Origin of the sequence: Streptomyces fuscichromogenes, from assembly GCF_014645815.1 — a bacterium.
Taxonomy (GTDB): domain Bacteria; phylum Actinomycetota; class Actinomycetes; order Streptomycetales; family Streptomycetaceae; genus Streptomyces; species Streptomyces fuscichromogenes.
The window spans coordinates 139,924-158,239 of record NZ_BMML01000002.1; the positions used below are offsets into that span (position 1 = coordinate 139,924).

Consider the following 18,316-nt stretch of genomic DNA (forward strand, 5'->3'; position numbering starts at 1 on the left):
CCCCCCCCCCACTCTCGGCTTCGCTCGACCGGGACCCCCATCGCCCTGCGGCTCGCCTGCCCGCAGCTGAGTGGCGTGTCCCGTAAGGGGCGCGGGAACCGCGCGGCCGGCCCCCCACGCGGCCGCAGCCGTACGACTACAGGCTCACCCCTGCCGGCCCTGCACGACCCTCGGCGTGGACGCGTGCCGGTCCAGGAACTCCTGGACCCCGCTCGTCCGGCGGTGCGGCAGCAGCACCCGTGCCGTGCCCGCCAGCATCCCCTGGATCCGGGACGACTGGACCTGGTCCAGCAGCTCCAGGACCCGCATGCCGGCCGTCGCCGCCTCGTCGGGGCGCCCCCCGCGCGCGAGGTCGTCGGCGAGCTCCGCCGTGTAGAGCGCGATGTTCCTGGTGAAGTGCGGATCCTGGAGGTCGGCGGCCCGCCGCGCGTGCCGTGCGGCCCGTCGCCAGTCGCCCAGCGTGGACCAGCACTGCGCCTCCAGGCCCTCCAGCTCGGCCTCTCCGTAGAAGCTCATCCACTCGGGGTCGGCGTCCGAGTGGCCCCGCTCGAAGAGGGCCTGCGCGCGGGCCAGCGCCTGTTCGGTGCCGGTCCGGTCGGCGAGCCCGGCCCAGCCGCCCGCCTCGCGCAGCGCGAGGAGGGACATCAGGCGGGCCGAGCCCAGGGGCCGGCCGACGCGCTGCGCGGCCTGTGCCGCCCGCACCGCCTCCCGCGGCCGCCCGGCGTCCCGCGCCAGGAACGCCGTGTTGCAGAAGGCGTGCGCCTCCAGCCCCGGGTCCCCGGTCATCCGTGCCGTCGCCAGCGCCTCCGCGTAGTGCGAGCGGGCATCGTCGAAGCGGCCGGAGTCATGGGCCAGCCAGCCCACCGAGATGGCCAGTTCACCGGCGCCGGAGTGCAACCGCTCGGCGGTGGTCTGCCGGGTCGCGCCCGCGTCGAGCAGTGCGTACGCAGCGCGCAGCGGAGCCGCCGCGCGCCGGTACAGCCCGTCCGCGCCGTGCCGGTCGTCCAGCAGCCGGATCCGGCGTACGGCCTCCTCCAGGGCGGCCGCGTGCGAGGACCCGGCACGGCGCACCGGCCGGTCCGCCGCGACGGCGTCGATGGTGAACCCCAGCGGGCCCAGCGTGGCGGCGGCCACCGTGGCGCCCCCGCCGGTCATGAATAGGCGACGCAGCACGTCGCTCTCCTCGTAGTTGTCGTGCTTCTCGTACGGGTCCTGCGGGTTCCGCATCTCGTGCGGGTCATGCGGGTCGTGCGGGTCCTCTGGGTCATACGGCTCGACGGCCCCCTGCGTCTCACCCCCGGCGAAGGCCGGGGGTACCTCCTCCGGCGGCCGCGCCGCGCGTCCGCGGACGGACGAGCGGGGCGCGAAGCCGAGGTCCGCGAGCGTGTGACCGGGGAACATGTGGAGGAACACCCGTTCGTACGCGTAGTTCGGGCAGCGGATCTCACCCGCCTCGACCCGGCCGATGTAGCGCGCGTCACAGCTCACCCGCTCGCCGATCTCGCGCGCGGCACGCCGTACCAGCGCGGCGAACTCGGCCGGCGAGTGCCGTCCGCGTACCTGCCGGAAGGCGAGGTTCGGCCGTACCGGCCGATCTGGCTGCGGCGAACTCGTGGTTGACGACGCCATGGCCGGGTCCTCTCGTGCGAACCGTCGAACCATGCCGGACTCGTGCTGAGTTGTCCGAGTGGACCCTTGGTTCCGGCGGGCAAGAACGTACCTTCTGTGTTGGACCCGTGACGCAGGGTTTGGCTACAAACCGGATATCTCATCCACGATCTGCCATGAACTGCCATCCTTTGCGGCTGACTTCTGCCGTAGCCGTTGACGCGGTGGCGCGTTGGACCTCACGGACTGCAAGAGGGCTGCGCGGTGGAGGCCGGGATGGAGACCAGCCAGAGCAACGATCCTTGTACGCCGGCGGGCGACGCGGGGTGCGACCTCGTGACGGTGCCGGCCCGGCAGGGGCTGGAGGCGGTCGACATCCTGCGCCGGGGACCCGGGGACGCGGTGGGGCCCGTGCTCCACGACGACGGGGGCGACACCCTCGGCTTCGTGGTGCCGGCCGGTACGGCGGCGGGCTGGGACGTGCCCGGCAGCACCTGTACGGAGACCGACGGTCGCGGGCTGCGGCTCAGCCCCGAGCCGCCGGTCGAGGGCTCCGACTGGCTGCTGCCGCCCGGCGAGGCCGACCTCGCGACCGATCCGGCGGTGCTGCGCCGGGCGCTCGGGGAGGCGGCCCGGCTGATCGAGGCCGCGGACAGCTGCCGCTGAATTTCCCGGACGGCCGGCGCCTGGGAAAATAGCGGAATGGGCAAGTCCAGGAACTCACGGCGCCGGTCGGCCGCCGCCACCGACGCCGTTGTCGAGGCCGTCGACGGCGGCCTCGCCCAGCTCATCCCCGACCCGGACCGCGGCCGGGCCTGGACGCTGCTCATCGACGGCGCCCCGCAGTCGCACGTCGACCTCGACGACCCGGCCTACCTCTCCTTCGAGTACCAGCGCCGGCTCGGCCATGTGATCGACCTGCTCGCACCGCCGGGCCGGCCCGTGCAGGTCGTGCACCTCGGGGGCGGGGCGTTCACGCTGGCGCGGTACGTGGCGGCCACCCGGCCCCGGTCCACTCAGCAGATCGTCGAGCGGGACGCGGCCCTGGTCCAACTGGTCCGGCGGGAGCTGCCGTTGGACCCGAACGCGCGGATACGGGTGCGGTCCGTGGACGCCCGGGAGGGGCTCGGCAAGGTCCCGGAGGCGTGGGCGGACCTGGTCATAGCGGATGTGTTCAGCGGGGCGCGCACTCCGGCGCATCTGACGTCCGCGGAGTTCCTGGACGAGGTGCGCAGGGCGCTGCGGCCGGGGGGTGTGTACGCCGCCAACCTCGCGGACGGGCCGCCGCTCGCCCACCTGAGGGGGCAGATCGCGACGGCGGGGGCGCGGTTCGCTGAGGTCGCGGTGGTGGCGGACGCGGGGGTGTGGCGGGGGAAGCGGTTCGGCAACGCGGTGCTGGTGGCGGCCGACGTACAGCTGCCCGTGGCCGAGCTGACCCGGCGCTGCGCATCCGACCCGCACCCCGGGCGGGTCGAACACGGGCGCTCTTTGAGGGATTTCACGGGCGGGGCAGTGGCCGTGACGGATTCGGCGGCCGTGGCTTCGCCGTCCCCGCCGCCTTCGGTGTTCCGCTGAACCTGCGGGCGGGTGGGGGTTGCTCGCGCAGTTCCCCGCGCCCCTTTGGGGCGCGCTGCCCAACCGTGTCCCACATAGCTGCGGGCAGGCGTGCCGCAGGGCGGCACGGGTGGGCGCAGCGGCACCCTGCCAGCGCCGGTAAGCGTCCCCCCCCCGCCCCCAGCCGACCCGGCACTCTCAGTACGTCTCCACCTGCACCTGCGGCGCGGTGTCGTGCCAGGTGCAGAACACCGTCACCCGGTCCGTGCTCCTGCTGAACTCGATGCGGATCCACGTCTCCGTCTTCCACACCTGCATCGACCAGCCCGTGCCCGGCGTCGCCGACACCAGGGTCGCGCTGGTGTCGCCCAGGTCGAAGACCGCCCGGCCGCCGTCCGTGTCGTACGCCTTGACCTGGCCGGACGCGGTCGCCGTGGCCGAGGGGGTCGGGGACGCCGTCGGCGTGCGGGACGGGGTCGGCGGGGGAGTCGCCGACGGGCGCGGTGCGGCGGACGTGGGCGACGGGCTCGGCGCGCGGGACGCCGGTGACGCCAGCGGCTCGGCGCCCTGCGTCGTCGGGTCGTCGTCCGTCGCCGTGACGGGCAGGGCGCGGGGCGGGGCGTAGGCGGTGGCCGCCATCACCGTGTGGACGCCCCACCACGACAGCGTGACCGCCGCGCCCGTGGCGAGCAGCCAGGCCAGTACGTGTACGAGTCCTCTGCGCATCGCGGGCCATACTGCCTCAGGGGTACCGCCGTGCGCACTCGCCCCGAGTTATCCACAGGCCCCGACCGGCTTCTGCCGCATGGCGTACGGTGCGGCGCATGGCAAGTGTGCTCGTGGTCGAGGACGACCAGTTCGTACGCTCGGCGCTCATCCGGCATCTCACCGACGCCTCGCACACCGTGCGCAGCGTCGGCACGGCACTGGAGGCGCTGCGCGAGGTCGCCCATTTCCGGTTCGACGTGGTCGTGCTGGACCTCGGACTGCCGGACCTGGACGGCTCCGAGGCACTGAAGATGCTGCGCGGCATCACCGACGTGCCCGTCATCATCGCCACCGCCCGGGACGACGAGACGGAGATCGTCCGGCTGCTCAACGCGGGCGCGGACGACTATCTGACCAAGCCGTTCTCCGTGGAGCACCTGTCCGCGCGGATGGCCGCCGTACTGCGCCGGGCGCGGTCCGGCGGGGGCGAGCCGGCACCGTCGAGCGTGCTGCGGGTCGGCGGGCTGGCCGTCGACCCGCTGCGCCGGCAGGCCGAGTTGGACGGGGTGCGGCTCGACCTCACCCGCCGGGAGTTCGACCTGCTGGCCTTCCTCGCCGGGCGGCCGGGGGTCGTCGTGCCGCGCAAGGAGCTGCTGGCGGAGGTCTGGCAGCAGTCGTACGGGGACGACCAGACCATCGACGTACATCTGTCCTGGCTGCGGCGGAAGTTGGGGGAGACCGCGGCCCGGCCGCGGTATCTGCACACCCTGCGGGGGGTCGGCGTGAAGCTGGAGCCGCCCGGCGGGGAAGCGAGGCCGGTCGGATGAGGTGGGCTCTGGTCAAGGTCTGTCTGGCGGTCACCGCGATGGTCGTGGTCGCCTTCGCCGTCCCGCTCGGCCTGGTCGTCAAGGAGCTGGCCCGGGACCGGGCGTTCTCCAACGCGGAGCGGGAGGCCGCCGCTGTCGCCCCGGCCCTGTCCATCACCACCGACCGGGACAAGCTGGAGCGGGTGGTGGCCGCGGCCGGCGCCGACCGGGGCATGGCCGTGCACATACCGGCGGCCGGTGGCCAGGCCGCCGTCGACATCGGTCGGCAGCGCGCCGCCGGCCGGGACATCGCGGCCGTGCGCAAGCTGGGGCGGGCCTCCACGACCGGGGTGACCGGCGGGTCGACCCTGCTGCAGCCCGTCGCGCTGAGCTCCGGCGCCATCGCGGTCGTCGAGGTGTACGTGCCCGAGTCCGAGGTGACCAACGGGGTCGGCGCGGCCTGGGCGGTGCTCGCCGCCGTCGGCCTGGCCCTGATCGTCGGCTCGGTCGCGGTCGCCGACCGGCTGGGCGTACGGATGGTGCAGCCCGCCCAGCGGCTGGTCGAGGGCGCGCACGAACTGGGGGAGGGCAAGCTGGGGGCGCGGGTGCCCGAGGAGGGGCCGAACGAACTGCGGCTGGCGGCGGTCGCGTTCAACTCGATGGCCGATCAGGTCGTACAGCTGCTTGCCAACGAGCGGGAGTTGGCCGCCGATCTGTCGCACCGGCTGCGTACCCCGCTCACCGTGCTGCGGCTGAACGCGGCCTCGCTCGGAGAAGGGGCCGCGGCCGAACAGACCCGGGCCGCGGTCGCGCAGTTGGAGCGCGAGGTCGACACCATCATCCGGACCGCCCGGGAGGCCAAGCCGCAGACCGCGGCCGCCGGGCCGGGGGCCGGCTGCGACGCGGCCGAGGTGGTGCGGGAGCGGATGGGGTTCTGGTCGGCGCTCGCGGAGGACGAGGGCCGCAAGTGGCGGGTGGCCGGTGCGGACCGGCCGGTGCGCATACCCGTGGCCCGCGCCGACCTGGCCGCCGCCCTCGACGCGCTGCTCGGCAACGTCTTCCGGCACACCGCGGAGGGCACCGCCTTCGCGGTCGACGTGCACAACGCGGAGGACGCGGTGATCGTGCTGGTCTCGGACGCGGGACAGGGCATCCGGGACCCGGCGGCGGCGATGGCGCGGGGGCGGGGCTCCGGGGCGGCCGGCTCGACCGGGCTCGGCCTGGACATCGTCCGCCGGCTGGCCGAGTCGACCGGCGGCGACGTGCGGATCGGGTCGTCGGTGCTCGGCGGGACCGAGGTGCGGATCTGGATCCAGCTGGACGGCGGGCAGCCGGAGCGCAGGGGGCACCGGGGAGCGGTGCGCCGGCGCCGTTGGCGCAGGCGGCCGGGGGTCCCGGGCCGGAGGGGAGGCGGGGAACCAGCGGAGAGAAATGGTCTCGACCTTTAATCGCTTCCGATGCCGTCCTTAAGCGCACCCTAAGATCCTCAACAGCCGCCCCTATCAAGCCGTTTGTCCGAATCCTGGTCGCTAGCGTGCTGCCGCACCCCACCCCCTCCGGCAGGCGAAGGCAGGCACGGCATGAGTACGCACCGGCGCAGAATCAGTGGCAGGAACAAGGTGATGGGCGGTCTGGTCGCCGCGTCCGTGGTCGGTGGCGGGGCGATCCTGTTCAGCGGGATCGCGCAGGCGGCCGGGGTCGGCGCCGCGTACACGAGGACCAGCGACTGGTCGACCGGGTACACCGCGCAGTACGTCGTCACCAACAACAGCGGTGCCAGGGAGCGGAGCTGGACGCTGGAGTTCGACCTGCCGGCCGGTGCGAAGCTCAGCTCGCTCTGGAACGCCGAGTACACCGTGAGCGGGCAGCACGTCACCGTGAAGCCGCCGAAGTGGGACACGGACGGCCTCGCGGCCGGTGCGTCGGACACCGTCGGCTTCGTGGTCAACGGCAGCGGGGACCCGACCGGCTGTCGTATCGACGACGCGAGCTGTTCGGCGGACGGCACGGCCACCCCGGAACCGAGCGGCCGCCCGACGCGGACCGCCACTCCGCCCTCGACCCCGACGGCCACCACGACCCCCAAGCCCACGGCCACCACCACCCCCACCGCGACGGCCACCGCCACCCCCACCGCCTCCCCGACCCAGAGCAGTGGCAGCGGCACCACCGCCGCGGCCGGTTTCGCCCCGTACGTCGACACCTCCCTCTACCCGGCGTTCGACCTCCTCGCGGCCGCGAACGCGACCGGCGTGAAGAACTACAACCTCGCCTTCGTCACCGACGGCGGCGGCTGCACGCCGAAGTGGGGCGGGGTGTCGGACCTGTCCAGTGACGGGGTGGCGGCCCAGATCGGCTCGCTCCGCGCCAGGGGCGGTGACGTCCGGGTCTCCTTCGGCGGCGCGTCCGGGTCCGAACTGGCCACCACCTGCTCCTCGGCGGACGCGCTGGCGACGGCGTACGCCAAGGTCGTGGACGCCTACAAGCTGACCAAGGTCGACTTCGACGTGGAGGGCGGCGCGCTGCCCAACGCCACGGCGAACACCAACCGCGCCAAGGCCATCGCCAGGCTCCAGGCGAGCCACCCGGACCTGGACGTGTCCTTCACCCTCCCGGTGATGCCGGAGGGCCTCACCCAGGACGGCGTGAACCTTCTCGCCGACGCCAAGTCCAACGGCGTGCGGATCAGTGCCGTCAACATCATGGCGATGGACTACGGTCCCTCGTACAGCGGCGACATGGGCACCTACGCCATCCAGGCCGCCACCGCCACCCAGGCCCAGATCAAGAGCGTCCTCGGGCTCTCCGACTCGGCCGCCTGGAAGACGGTCGCCGTCACCCCGATGATCGGCGTCAACGACGTCTCCTCCGAGGTCTTCAAGGTGGACGACGCCACCCAGCTCGTCGCCTTCGCCAGGTCCAAGGGCATCGGCTGGCTCTCGATGTGGTCGGCCACCCGCGACCAGCAGTGCGCCGGCGGCACCAAGCCCACCGCCGACGCCACCTGCAGCTCGATCACCCAGGACAAGTACGCCTTCGCCAAGGCCTTCGCGGCGATCGGCTGACGGCCCCGCGGAACCCGGCCAGGCTCAGAAACCGCCGGGTCCGCCCGGCCCGCCGAAGCCTCCGAAGCCGCCCGGCCCGCCCATCGGGGGGCCGTGGTGGTGGAAGCCGTCGAAGAGGGCGTCGGCGAGGAGCATGCCGCCGACCCCCGCCGCGCCCGCGACCAGGGCCGTCTTCCACCAGGGGGTGCTGTACCAGCCGCCGGGCACGGTACGGCCGGCGACCACCCCGCCCGGGTAGTAGTAGGGGTTCCCCGCAGCCGGCTGGTCCGACGACGTGTAGGTCCGGCCGTTCACCGTCACCTGCTGGTCGGCCGCGGCGGCGCCGGCCGGCGGCAGGGCCGGGCCGGGGTCCAGGCCCAGGGCGGTGCGGGCCGACCGGACGTAGTGCAGGCCCTCGACGGCGGTCTGGGTGACCAGGGCGTACTGCGCCGGGGTGTATGCCGTGGCCAGCTGGGCCTGGGCCGCGCGGTGGCGTTCCGTCGCGTCGGCCAGGGCCTGGCGGGCCGCCCGGTCGTCGCCCGCGGCCAGGGTCGCGATGCCGCCGCCGAGCCGGTCCACCCAGCGGGTGGCCTCCGCCCCCGCGTCCGCGGTGAGGTCCTGCTGTGCCGTCTGCCCGGCGCCGGTCGCGGCCCGCTGCCGGTTCCGTCCGACGGCGGCCGCCACCGAGCCGATGACCAGCGCCAGCAGCACCAGCGCGATGAATCCCATGACGTCCTCCGGTGTCCACGAGGATCACCCGATCACCTCGTACCACCCATGAGACGCCCCGGAGTTGAGAGACCACTTGCCGAAGCCTGAGCGCTCCCTGTGAGCGGGGCGCGGCACTCCCCTCCAAGCACCGCGCCCCGCTCAGCAGCGCCCCGCGTGGGAGCGCCCCAAAGGGGCGCGGGGCTGTATCGAATGTGCGGCTGCCGCCGCGTGGGCGCGACCAGCCACGACGGTGCCGCGGCCGACCGACCGGCGCACCGCGGCAACTCCAGCGGAGCGCTCAGGCCGCGGCCGACCTCGCCGGCGGCAACGTCCCCGTACGCGCCGCCTCCGCATACCACCGGGCGCTCGACTTCGGCGTCCGCGCAAGGGTCGCGTAGTCGACGTACACCGCCCCGAACCGCTTCTCGTAGCCGTAGGCCCACTCGAAGTTGTCCATCAGGGACCACAGGTAGTAGCCGCGCACGTCCGCGCCGTCGGTGATGGCGCGGCGCACCGCCGCGAGATGGCCGTGCAGGTAGGCGATGCGCTCCGGGTCGTGGACGTTGCCGTCCGGGTCCGGCTTGTCGTCGTAGGCCGCGCCGTTCTCGGTGATGTAGAGGGGCAGGCCCGGGGCCTCGACGGTGTACCGCATGATCAGGTCGTGCAGGCCGGTCGGGTCGATCGTCCAGCCCATCTCCGTGCGCTCGCCCGGCGTCTGGTGGAAGGCGACGTCGTCGGCGCCCGGCCAGGGCGAGTGGGCGCTGGCGCCGTGGCCGTCCGCCCGGGTGGCGTCGGCGGTGGCGGACGCGGCCGACACCAGAGTGGGCGTGTAGTAGTTCAGCCCGAGGGCGTCCAGCGGCTGGTGGATGGCGGCGAGATCGCCGTCCCGGACGTACGACCAGTCCGTCACCGACGCCGTCGCCGCGAACAGCGACCGCGGGTAGGCGCCGTGCAGGATCGGGCCGTGGAACACCCCGTTGGCCAGGTCGTCGATCTTCTGGACCGCCACCAGGTCCGCCGGGCCCTGCGACAGCGGCCGTACCACCGAGGAGTTGAGGCTGATCGCGACCTGGTTGCGGGCCGGCATCGCCGAGCGCAGCGCCGAAGTGCCCAGGCCGTGCGCGAGGTTGAGGTGGTGCGCGGCGCGCAGGGTGGCCGCCGGGTCGGTACGGCCGGGGGCGTGCACCCCGGAGCCGTAGCCCAGGAAGGCGCTGCACCACGGCTCGTTGAGGGTGATCCACTGCTCCACGCGGTCGCCGAGCGCCTCGCCGACGATCTGCGCGTACTCGGCGAACCGGTAGGCCGTGTCCCGCTCCGGCCAGCCGCCCGCGTCCTCCAGTTCCTGCGGCAGGTCCCAGTGGTAGAGGGTGACGGCCGGCTTGATGCCCTTCGCCAGCAGTTCGTCCACCAGCCGGCGGTAGAAGTCGAGGCCGACCTGGACCGCCGGGCCGCGGCCGGTCGGCTGGACGCGCGACCAGGAGATCGAGAACCGGTAGGCGTTCAGACCGAGGTCGGCCATCAGAGCGACGTCGTCGCGGTAGCGGTGGTAGTGGTCGACAGCGATGTCACCGGTCTCGCCACCGGCCGTCTTGCCCGGCGTATGACTGAAGGTGTCCCAGATGGAGGGGGTGCGGCCGTCCTCCCGCACCGCCCCCTCGATCTGGTACGCGGAGGTGGCGGCGCCCCAGAGGAAGGCGGGAGGAAAGGTCACGGGGGTCATGGGTTCAGGCATGGAAGCGCTCCCATAGGAGGTCGTGGAGACCGACGGGTGAGTGAGAAGGGGGAGGAGAGGGGGCCGGGACGGCGGTGACCCGGCCCCCCGTCTTGACGGCGGTCAGCCCTTCACGGCGCCCTGCATGATGCCGCCCACGATCTGCTTGCCGAAGATCGCGAAGACGAGCAGCAGCGGGAGGGTGCCGAGCAGCGCGCCGGCCATGATCAGGGACTGGTCGGGGGTGTAGCCGCGGCCCAGGCCGGCCAGGGCGACCTGCACGGTCGGGTTGCCGGTCTGGGTGAGGACCAGGAACGGCCACAGGAAGTCGTTCCAGGCCTGGACGAACATCAGCATGCCGAGCACCGCCATGGCCGGGCGGGCCGCGGGGAACACGATGTGCCACACCACCCGCCAGCTGCTCGCGCCGTCCACCCGGGCCGCCTCGATCAGCTCGTCCGGCAGCGCCTGGAGCAGGTACTGCCGCATGAAGAACACGCCGAACGCGCTCACCAGGGACGGGAAGATGACCGCCTGGAGCTGGTCCGCCCAGTTCAGCTTGGCGACCATCATGTACAGCGGGATGATGCTCAGCTGCGGCGGCACCATCATGGTGCCGATCACCGTCAGCATCAGGATGTTGCGGCCCCGGAAGCGCAGTTTGGCGAAGGCGAACCCGGCGATCGTCGACAGGACGACGATGGTGATCGCCGAGATGCCCGCCACGATCGTGGTGTTGAGGAAGGCCTGCCCGAGGTTGGCCTCGTTCCACGCCACGTCCAGGTTGTGGAAGAGGTTCCCGCCGAACCAGAACGGCGGCGGGGTCTCGGCCAGCCGGTTGTTGTTCCGGGACGCGGCGATCGCCGTCCACACCAGCGGGAACAGCGACCCGATGGAGAAGAGGGCGAGGATCGTGTACGCGATCGGGCCCGCGTGCATGGTGCCGCCGGCCCGCGCCGACTTCGAGCGCCGGGTCCGCTTGGGTTCGACCGCCGGAGCGGGCTTGGTCAGGGTCGTCGTCACGGCCGGTCTCCTAACTACTGGCGCGCAGCCGGCGCGAGATGACGTAGTTGACGATCCCGATCAGGATCAGGATCAGGAACATCGTCCAGGCGATGGCGGAGGCCCGGCCCAGGTGCTGGTTCACCCAGCCCTGCTCGTACAGGTACAGGCCGAGCGTCTGGAACTGGTGCTCCGCACCGCCGGACGCCCCCTTGTTGGCGTCGAAGATCAGCGGCTCGCCGAACAGCTGGCTCGCGCCGATGGTCGACACCACGCAGGTGAACAGGATCGTCGGCCGCAGCTGCGGCAGCGTGACATGCAGGAACTGCCGCCAGCGGGAGGCGCCGTCCAGCGCCGCCGACTCGTACAGGTCCGTCGGGATGGCCTGCATCGCCGCCAGGTAGATCAGCGCGTTGTAGCCGGTCCAGCGCCAGATCACGATCGACGACACGGCAATCTGGGACGGCCACTTGTCGTTCTGCCAGTCGATGTGACCGACCCCGACGAAGTGCAGCGCCCAGTTGATCATGCCGTAGTCGCGGCCGAAGAGCAGGACGAAGACGAGGGAGGCGGCCGCGATCGAGGTCGCGTACGGCGCCAGCATCACGACCCGGTAGAAGGTCGAGGCGCGCAGCTTGTAGTTGAGGATGTGGGCGAGCCCCATCGCCATCAGCAGCTGCGGAACCGTCGAGATGATCCCGATGGTCAGGGTGTTCTTCGCCGCGTTCCAGAAGAAGTCGTCGCCGAAGATCCGGGTGTAGTTGTGCAGTCCCGCCCACTGCATGTCGGTGGGCGCGGTCAGCTCCACCGTGTGCAGCGAGGCCCAGCCCGTGTAGACGAGCGGGAAGAGCCCGAAGGCGAGGAAGAGCACGAAGAACGGCGAGATGAACCCGTACGGGCTCCACTTGATGTCCCGCTGCCAGCGGCGCGAGAGACGGGCGCGGCGCCGCCGCTCCGCCTCCGTGGGAGCGGCGGGCGGGCGGACCGGGGCCGCGCCCCCCTCCTGCGCGAGGGGGGCGGCGGTGTCGTGCCGGGTGGCCATGGCGGTCACTTGTCCAGGCTGTTGTCGATGGTCTTGACGGCGGTGTTCCAGGCCTCCGCGGGCGACTTGCCCTTGGTCACGAGGATGACGCCGTTGTTGGCCAGACCGTCCTGGATGATCTGGTCCTTCGGGCCGATGATCTGCACCGGGATGCTCTTGGCGGCCTCGGCGAAGATCGTGCCGATCGGGGCGTCACCGGTCATGTCGTTCTTTGCGCCGGTCACCGCCGCCGTGGTGTACGTCGCCGGCGCGCTCGGGAAGTTGCCCTGCACGCTGAAGAGCTTGGTCTGCTGCGCGGGCGCGGTCAGCCAGGCGACCAGCTTCTCGGCCTCGGCGACGTTCTTGCCGCTCTTGGGCACGGTCAGGAAGGAACCGCCCCAGTTGCCGGCCTTCGGCGACTGGGCCACGGCCCACTTGCCGGCCGCGTCCGCCTTCGACTGGCCCTTGATGTAGCCGAGCATCCACGGCGGGCAGGAGATCGCCGCGAACTTGTTGTTGGCCATCGTGCTGTTCCAGGACGGCTGGAACTGGGTCTGCGCCTGGACCAGTCCCTCCTGCGCGGCCTTCGCGGTCGTGTCGAACGCGGTCTTCACGGCCGGGTTCGTCTTGTAGATGATCTTGCCGGAGGCGTCGTAGAACTTGGTGCTCTCGCTGGACAGGATCGCGTTCAGGAGACCGCCGGGGGAGTCCATGAAGGTGGTCCCGGACGGCGCCTTCTTCTTGTACTGCTCGCCGACGCTGATGAACTTGTCCCAGCTGCCCGCCCACAGCTTGCCCACCGCTGCGGGGTCGGTGGGCAGGCCGGCCTGCTGGAAGAGGTCCTTGCGGTAGCAGATACCGAGCGGACCGACGTCGGTGCCGAGCCCGATGGTCTGGCCGCCGCTGGTGGTGGCCTGCTTCCACTTCCAGTCCAGCCAGTTGCTCTCCGAGACGCCGTTGACCTTGGACAGGTCCTCCAGCTTGTCGGCGAAGGTGCTGGTGACCTCGGCGATGTTGCCGACCTCGACGGCCTGGATGTCCATCAGGCCGCTGTTGGTGGTCAGGTGGTTGACCAGCGCCGGGTAGTAGTTCGCGTTCTGCTCGACCGAGGTGTCCTTGATGGTGATGTTCGGGTGGAGCTTCTCGTACTCCTTGTAGAGCCCGGCCTCCTTGAAGCCGAAGGTGCCGAACAGACCGAGCGTGATCGTCGTCTTGCCCTTGCCGCCACCGCTGGTGCCGTCACTGCTGCCACCGCTGTCGTTCGCGCAGCCGGCCAGCAGCGCTCCTCCCAACGACACGACGGCCGCCAGGACCACCGCCTTGCGCGAGGCGGTTCGGGTACGTGCTCGCATTACGTCCTCCTGTTGCCCTGACGTGCCGACCCCCCGGCCAACTGCATTGTTGGGCCCGTTAGTTCTCGCTGCGGCTCGGGCGGGGAACGTGCGGGATGTGTATGTGTCAGGTACCGTGGGAGCGCTCCCACCGGTGATGTGTTGAAGAGTCGTCGGTTCGGAGCGGGGTGTCAAGGGAGTCGGCACGGCGAACCGCGTTCAGTTATCCGGCTGTTAGCTAACTCCGGCTCCCGTCGAGAAAAACCCTATATGTCATGACAAAACGGCTGCCGCTGTGCCGGCGGGCGGCACTGTTAGATTCCAGGCCAGCGAGTTGTACGTCGGCGAGGAGGGCGGAGCCCATGGCAAGCCACGGAGCGCGGGGGCGTAGCGGTGGTCGGCCCACCCTCGAAGAGGTGGCCGCCCGGGCCGGGGTGGGGCGCGGCACGGTGTCCCGGGTGATCAACGGGTCGCCGCGGGTCAGCGACGCCACCCGGGCCGCGGTCGAGGCCGCCGTCGCGGAGCTCGGTTACGTCCCGAACACGGCGGCCCGCGCCCTCGCCGCCAACCGCACCGACGCCATCGCGCTGGTCGTCCCCGAGCCGGAGACCCGGTTCTTCGCGGAGCCGTACTTCTCGGACATGCTCCGCGGTGTCGGGGCCGAACTCTCCGACACCGAGATGCAGTTGCTGTTGATCTTCGCGGGCAGCGACCGGGAGCGGCAGCGGCTCGCCCAGTACCTGGCCGCGCACCGCGTCGACGGCGTCCTGCTGGTCTCCGTGCACGCCGACGACCCGCTGCCGGACCTCCTCGCCCAGCTGGAGATCCCCGCAGTGATCAGCGGTCCGCGCTCCGCCGCCGAGACCCTGACGTCCGTCGACTCCGACAACTACGGCGGCGGCCGCGCGGCCGTCGAGCACCTGCTGGCCGGCGGCCGCCGGACGATCGCGCACATCACCGGCCGCCTGGACGTGTACGGCGCCCAGCGCCGCGTCGACGGCTACCGGGACGCCCTGCGCGACGCCGGCCACGGGGTGGACGAACTCCTCATCGAACCGGGCGACTTCACCGAGGAGGGCGGCCGGCGGGCGATGTCCGTGCTGCTGGACCGGTACCCGGCCCTCGACGCCGTCTTCGCGGGCTCGGACGTGACGGCGGCGGGCGCCCGCCAGGTGCTGCGCGAGGCGGGCCGCCGGATCCCCGACGACGTGGCGCTGGTCGGGTACGACGACTCGGCCATCGCCCGCCACATGGACCCGCCGCTCACCAGCGTCCGCCAGCCCATAGTGGAGATGGGCCGCGCGATGATCGACCTCCTCCTCGCGGAGATCGCGGACCGCCGTCCGGCCGTGTCCCGGGGACTGGAGCGCAGGCACGCGGTACTGCCGGCGGAACTGGTGGTGCGGGCCTCGTCCTGAGCGGTCCGGCCCGTCCCGGCCTTCGGGTCGGGCTTCGGACTTCAGGACAGGTGGGATCGACGTTGCCGGCGGGAGTGCGTGGCTCAGATTTTGATCACACGGATGCCGGGGGCACAAAGCATCAGAAGGTCTTCGGGGTCCGAGGTCAGGATGGTCACGGGGGCGGGTGATGCGAGCGCCGTGGCGGCGACGATGGCGTCGAGGGCGTACTTGTGCCCGTGGAGACCTGCTGCGGCGAGGAGTTTGCTCGCGTGGCGAGCGATGGCTTCGGTGGGCGCGATGATGTTGATGCGGGAGACGGCGTGGTCGAAGCGGGCCTGGGCGGTCCTGGGATCGCGGGCTTTCGACGGCGGCGAGTTCCGGTGCTCGCTCAGAACAGTTCCAGGTCCTCGCCGTTGGTGTCCGCGATGACGGGCCGGGGCTGGGCGGGGAGGCCGTCCAGGCGGTCGGGACCGGCCGCGGCGGCGACCGCGGGGGCCGTCTCGGCCAGCCATGCACGAAACCGGTCGGCGGCTTCGTGGTAGGGGACCTGCGTCAGGACGCGGTGTTCGCCGGAGGGGCAGAAGTCGACGGTGACGGTGAGCAGGCAGGAACGGGGTGTGTTCTGGCTGCCTGTCCAGGACACGCGCAGGACGCCGCAGGGTTTGCGTCCGCGGGGGGCTGGGTGGGTCGGGCGCAGTGATCGGCAGGCTATGTGGGCGGTCCACGCGGCAAGGTGCGGCAGGGGCAGGGTGTTGCGTGCGCGGCAGCCGGGGCAGCGGTGCCAGTGGCGGAGCCAGTCGTCGGTGTCGGTGCGGAAGAGGCGTGTGTAGCGGTTCGCCACGCGGATGTCGTTGCTGTACAGGTGGTCGGGGCGTTCCTGTGTGTTGCAGGACTGGCAGACGGGGGCGCGGACGTAGCCGTGTTCGTGGCAGTGGTCGAGCACGGTGGCGGGCGCGGTGCGGCAGACGGCGCACGCCCACCCGGCCACTCTGCGGGAGGTACCGGGCTTCCTGCTGAGCACCGAGTACAGCTGGCCTTCCAGCTCCTTGTCGTACGGGCGCAGTGAGGCGGTGGGGCCCTCGGGGCTCGTCTCCCGCCGGCCGCCGGCGTCTCGGGCCTGCCGGGGGCGGGGGAGCGGCTGCGGCTCGGCGCCGGTTGCGCTTGCCTGGCGGGTCCGCGCGGCTCGCACCCACTGCGTTTCGGTGTGTTCGGCCGCGTCCAGCAGCCTGACCACCGCGCGCGGCAGCCACCAGGTGCGTCGTGTCCCGTCGCGGGTCTGCTCCACGAGTAGTTGTCGCCAGTCGATCCCCGCCAGATGGTACGGGCGGCCGTCTTCACGTCGTGCCGCCCGCTCGGGGCCGCCCGGCTCCTGCTGTTCCCTCGTGATGCGCGGGCGCCAACGCAGTGGCGTTTCCTCGTCGTACTCCTGCCCCGGCACCTCGCGGAACGGTCCGATGCGGACCAGGTCCTGCCGGTTCATCCGCACCGCGTTCAGTTCCGCGGCCGCCCGGCGTACCTCGTCCTCTGGAACACCGAACTGACCGCCGCTCGCCCTCACCGTCGCCACCACGTGGTCGCCGAGCAGGACGTATCCCACCCGGGCACGGGCAGGAGAGCGGGTGAATGCCCCGGAAGCCGTCGGCACGGCACTGCCGGCCGTCAGATCGACCCATAGGGCGTCCGCGGCAGCCAGGGTGATCAGGCCGTCCGTGCGACCGGGCTTGACGCGCTCTGACATACCGACAGGCTAACGGCCTGCAACGAGACAAGGAGCCTCCGAGCGCCTCGGGTGGCGCGGAGGCGCCGCCGACATCCCTGTCGACCGCGGCTGAGGTGGCTCGGCTCCTGGCTGCCGGCCCTCGACAACCCGGCGAGCATGCCGGAAGACCGGCGTCACCTGGTCCATGCGGTGCGCGAGCCACTACTCGAACACGTCACCCCGTCCGGGGAGTTCTTCGCGCCGTTGATGGCCGCAGCCGTCTACGACCCCGACCTGGACTTCCTGATTGCGTGCGACGATCTCGACGTCAGTTCCCAGGCCGACGCCGTGCATGACGACCTGCGTCTTGACGCCCTGATCGACCAGGGCTTTGCGGACAACTCCGCCGGCGTGCCCGGCGACCTGGTCCAGCAGGATGATGCCCGCGGTGTTGTCGTGGGTGTTCGCGGCGAGGACGACGACTGCGCTGACCAGGCCGAGAACGTCCACGGCCGGTCCGCATGTGCGGCAGGGCACCCGCTTGGCCGGATCGTGGCCACTCGTGGCGGCGGGACCCCGGCGCCCACATGGACACTCTGGGTGTCCAGGATCACCAGGGTCGGGTCCTCTGACCGGCGGGCGCATTCATGGACCTGGCAGCGCGGGAGTCCATGGGCGACCTGGTCGGTCCCGTCGTCCCGCTCGGCGGCGAAGCAGTAGGCGAACTATCCGAAAACGACCTCCTGGAGATCGATGACGACCTTGCCCTTGACGCGCCGGCCGGCCTGGAGCTCGACCGCGCGGCGGATCTCCTCGATCGCGAAACTCGCCTCGACGGGCACGCGGAGTCGACCCGCCGCAACCAGGCGCGCGATCTCTTCCAGGGTGCCGGGAGCCGCGTTCGCGCCGTTGGCCGCCGTCACGCCGTCGATCTGTGCTGCGATGGTGCAGATCCGCTTGTCCGGGACGCCCAGTTCCCGTGCGACGTGCACGGTCTCCTCTCCGTGCAGGTCCATGGCGGCGGTGACGCCGTCGGGAGCGAGGGCACGGACCCGGTCGGCCAGGCCGTCGCCGTAGACGACCGGTTCGGCTCCGAGTTCGCGCAGGTGGTCGGCCGAGGACGGCGATCCCGTCCCGATCACACGCGCTCCGGCGATCCGGGCGAGCTGGACGGCGAACACCCCGACCCCGCCTCCGGCACCGCCGATCAGCACGGTGTCGTCCGGACCGGGGTTGATCGCGGCGAGGGCGGCGGATGCCGTGCGGCCCGCGATCGTGAGGGTGGCGGCGATGCGGTCGTCGACGCCGTCGGGCGTGTGGTGGGCCTCGTTCGCCGCGGTGTCGCCGGACGAGTCGACCACCACGAAGTCGGCGACCGCGCGGGACAGGGCGCCCCCGAACGCCCGGTCGCCGGACGAGAAGCCGCTCACCCCGTCGCCGATCTGGTCGACCACTCCCGCGTAGTCGGTCCCGAAGCCGACCGGCAGGGTCAGGCCGAACCGGGCGGCGGTGTCCGCGTCGGCGGTCATCAACCAGTCCATCGGATTCAGACCGGCCGCGGTGACCCGCACCCGGACCTGTCCCGGGCCGGCCTGCGGTGCGGGAACCTCGCGGACGTCCAGGACGTCGGGGCCGCCGAATGCATTGAGCTGGACCGCCCTGCTGCGATCCGTCGGCGTCTGACTGCTCTGCTCCTGCATGTTCCTCTGTCTCCTTGGACC

General features: G+C 72.1%; 15 protein-coding genes and 2 pseudogenes. 6 read left to right on the plus strand and 11 right to left on the minus strand.

The window, feature by feature from the left end; genetic code table 11:
• Positions 1-144: 144 nt before the first annotated feature.
• A complete protein-coding gene (locus IEZ11_RS04415) occupies positions 145-1,629 on the minus strand; it encodes an NsdA family TPR-like regulatory protein (RefSeq protein WP_189261235.1) in 1,485 nt (494 codons plus the stop codon).
• Positions 1,630-1,884: 255 nt separating this feature from the next.
• On the opposite strand from IEZ11_RS04415, the gene IEZ11_RS04420 reads away from it, so the two are divergent.
• Positions 1,885-2,274: a hypothetical protein gene (locus tag IEZ11_RS04420; RefSeq protein ID WP_189261236.1), complete on the plus strand. Its 390-nt coding sequence runs from the start codon at positions 1,885-1,887 to the stop codon at positions 2,272-2,274.
• Positions 2,275-2,310: 36 nt separating this feature from the next.
• The gene (locus IEZ11_RS04425) at positions 2,311-3,183 is read left to right on the plus strand and encodes a spermidine synthase (RefSeq protein WP_189261237.1); all 873 of its coding nucleotides are present in this window, start codon (positions 2,311-2,313) and stop codon (positions 3,181-3,183) included.
• A 177-nt stretch (positions 3,184-3,360) separates the two neighbouring features.
• On the opposite strand, the gene IEZ11_RS04430 is transcribed toward IEZ11_RS04425, so the two are convergent.
• Positions 3,361-3,888, minus strand: coding sequence for a hypothetical protein (locus IEZ11_RS04430; RefSeq protein ID WP_189261238.1), 528 nt, complete (start codon positions 3,886-3,888; stop codon positions 3,361-3,363).
• Positions 3,889-3,986: 98 nt separating this feature from the next.
• Here IEZ11_RS04430 and IEZ11_RS04435 point away from each other — a divergent pair, with 98 nt between their 5' ends.
• From IEZ11_RS04435 to IEZ11_RS04445, 3 genes are all read left to right on the plus strand, one after another.
• Entirely contained in the window at positions 3,987-4,697 is a 711-nt protein-coding gene (locus tag IEZ11_RS04435; protein WP_093502626.1) for a response regulator transcription factor, read from the plus strand.
• On the plus strand, positions 4,694-6,124 hold the full coding sequence (locus IEZ11_RS04440; RefSeq protein WP_189261239.1) for a sensor histidine kinase: 1,431 nt from the start codon (positions 4,694-4,696) through the stop codon (positions 6,122-6,124). Before IEZ11_RS04435 ends, IEZ11_RS04440 begins: the two co-directional genes overlap by 4 nt.
• A 132-nt stretch (positions 6,125-6,256) precedes the next feature.
• On the plus strand, positions 6,257-7,741 hold the full coding sequence (locus IEZ11_RS04445) for a glycoside hydrolase family 18 protein (protein ID WP_189261240.1): 1,485 nt from the start codon (positions 6,257-6,259) through the stop codon (positions 7,739-7,741).
• 24 nt (positions 7,742-7,765) lie between these two features.
• On the opposite strand, the gene IEZ11_RS04450 is transcribed toward IEZ11_RS04445, so the two are convergent.
• The 5 genes from IEZ11_RS04450 to IEZ11_RS04470 form a co-directional block, all read right to left on the minus strand.
• On the minus strand, positions 7,766-8,449 hold the full coding sequence (locus IEZ11_RS04450) for a hypothetical protein (protein ID WP_189261241.1): 684 nt from the start codon (positions 8,447-8,449) through the stop codon (positions 7,766-7,768).
• A gap of 280 nt (positions 8,450-8,729) precedes the next feature.
• Positions 8,730-10,163 carry a GH1 family beta-glucosidase gene (locus IEZ11_RS04455; RefSeq protein WP_189261242.1) on the minus strand — a complete coding sequence of 478 codons (1,434 nt, stop codon included), beginning with the start codon at positions 10,161-10,163 and terminating at the stop codon, positions 8,730-8,732.
• A 102-nt stretch (positions 10,164-10,265) separates the two neighbouring features.
• A complete protein-coding gene (locus IEZ11_RS04460; RefSeq protein WP_189261243.1) occupies positions 10,266-11,165 on the minus strand; it encodes a carbohydrate ABC transporter permease in 900 nt (299 codons plus the stop codon).
• A 10-nt stretch (positions 11,166-11,175) separates the two neighbouring features.
• Complete coding sequence (locus IEZ11_RS04465) at positions 11,176-12,186, minus strand: carbohydrate ABC transporter permease (protein ID WP_189261724.1); 1,011 nt, start codon at positions 12,184-12,186, stop codon at positions 11,176-11,178.
• 5 nt (positions 12,187-12,191) lie between these two features.
• Positions 12,192-13,517: an ABC transporter substrate-binding protein gene (locus IEZ11_RS04470; protein ID WP_189261244.1), complete on the minus strand. Its 1,326-nt coding sequence runs from the start codon at positions 13,515-13,517 to the stop codon at positions 12,192-12,194.
• 341 nt (positions 13,518-13,858) lie between these two features.
• Between IEZ11_RS04470 and IEZ11_RS04475 the strand changes: the two genes are divergently transcribed.
• On the plus strand, positions 13,859-14,914 hold the full coding sequence (locus tag IEZ11_RS04475; RefSeq protein ID WP_189261245.1) for a LacI family DNA-binding transcriptional regulator: 1,056 nt from the start codon (positions 13,859-13,861) through the stop codon (positions 14,912-14,914).
• An 83-nt stretch (positions 14,915-14,997) separates the two neighbouring features.
• On the opposite strand, the pseudogene IEZ11_RS50565 reads toward IEZ11_RS04475, so the two are convergent.
• The 4 genes and pseudogenes from IEZ11_RS50565 to IEZ11_RS04490 form a co-directional block, all read right to left on the minus strand.
• Positions 14,998-15,258 (minus strand): annotated as a pseudogene (locus IEZ11_RS50565) (type II toxin-antitoxin system VapC family toxin); the annotation flags it as partial.
• A gap of 26 nt (positions 15,259-15,284) precedes the next feature.
• The gene (locus IEZ11_RS04480) at positions 15,285-16,634 is read right to left on the minus strand and encodes an endonuclease domain-containing protein (protein ID WP_189261246.1); all 1,350 of its coding nucleotides are present in this window, start codon (positions 16,632-16,634) and stop codon (positions 15,285-15,287) included.
• Positions 16,635-16,895: 261 nt separating this feature from the next.
• Positions 16,896-17,314: pseudogene (locus IEZ11_RS52365) on the minus strand (transposase); the annotation flags it as partial.
• 6 nt (positions 17,315-17,320) lie between these two features.
• Complete coding sequence (locus IEZ11_RS04490) at positions 17,321-18,295, minus strand: NADP-dependent oxidoreductase (RefSeq protein ID WP_189261248.1); 975 nt, start codon at positions 18,293-18,295, stop codon at positions 17,321-17,323.
• Positions 18,296-18,316 lie beyond the last annotated feature (21 nt).

What these genes read in the sequence shown, in the direction of transcription:
- IEZ11_RS04415 (WP_189261235.1), bottom strand. Translation starts at nt 1,629, where the DNA reads ATGGCGTCGTCAACCACGAGTTCGCCGCAGCCAGATCGGCCGGTACGG.
- IEZ11_RS04420 (WP_189261236.1), top strand. Translation starts at nt 1,885, where the DNA reads ATGGAGACCAGCCAGAGCAACGATCCTTGTACGCCGGCGGGCGACGCG.
- IEZ11_RS04425 (WP_189261237.1), top strand. Translation starts at nt 2,311, where the DNA reads ATGGGCAAGTCCAGGAACTCACGGCGCCGGTCGGCCGCCGCCACCGAC.
- IEZ11_RS04430 (WP_189261238.1), bottom strand. Translation starts at nt 3,888, where the DNA reads ATGCGCAGAGGACTCGTACACGTACTGGCCTGGCTGCTCGCCACGGGC.
- IEZ11_RS04435 (WP_093502626.1), top strand. Translation starts at nt 3,987, where the DNA reads ATGGCAAGTGTGCTCGTGGTCGAGGACGACCAGTTCGTACGCTCGGCG.
- IEZ11_RS04440 (WP_189261239.1), top strand. Translation starts at nt 4,694, where the DNA reads ATGAGGTGGGCTCTGGTCAAGGTCTGTCTGGCGGTCACCGCGATGGTC.
- IEZ11_RS04445 (WP_189261240.1), top strand. Translation starts at nt 6,257, where the DNA reads ATGAGTACGCACCGGCGCAGAATCAGTGGCAGGAACAAGGTGATGGGC.
- IEZ11_RS04450 (WP_189261241.1), bottom strand. Translation starts at nt 8,449, where the DNA reads ATGGGATTCATCGCGCTGGTGCTGCTGGCGCTGGTCATCGGCTCGGTG.
- IEZ11_RS04455 (WP_189261242.1), bottom strand. Translation starts at nt 10,163, where the DNA reads ATGCCTGAACCCATGACCCCCGTGACCTTTCCTCCCGCCTTCCTCTGG.
- IEZ11_RS04465 (WP_189261724.1), bottom strand. Translation starts at nt 12,186, where the DNA reads ATGGCCACCCGGCACGACACCGCCGCCCCCCTCGCGCAGGAGGGGGGC.
- IEZ11_RS04470 (WP_189261244.1), bottom strand. Translation starts at nt 13,517, where the DNA reads ATGCGAGCACGTACCCGAACCGCCTCGCGCAAGGCGGTGGTCCTGGCG.
- IEZ11_RS04475 (WP_189261245.1), top strand. Translation starts at nt 13,859, where the DNA reads ATGGCAAGCCACGGAGCGCGGGGGCGTAGCGGTGGTCGGCCCACCCTC.
- IEZ11_RS04480 (WP_189261246.1), bottom strand. Translation starts at nt 16,634, where the DNA reads ATGTCAGAGCGCGTCAAGCCCGGTCGCACGGACGGCCTGATCACCCTG.
- IEZ11_RS04490 (WP_189261248.1), bottom strand. Translation starts at nt 18,295, where the DNA reads ATGCAGGAGCAGAGCAGTCAGACGCCGACGGATCGCAGCAGGGCGGTC.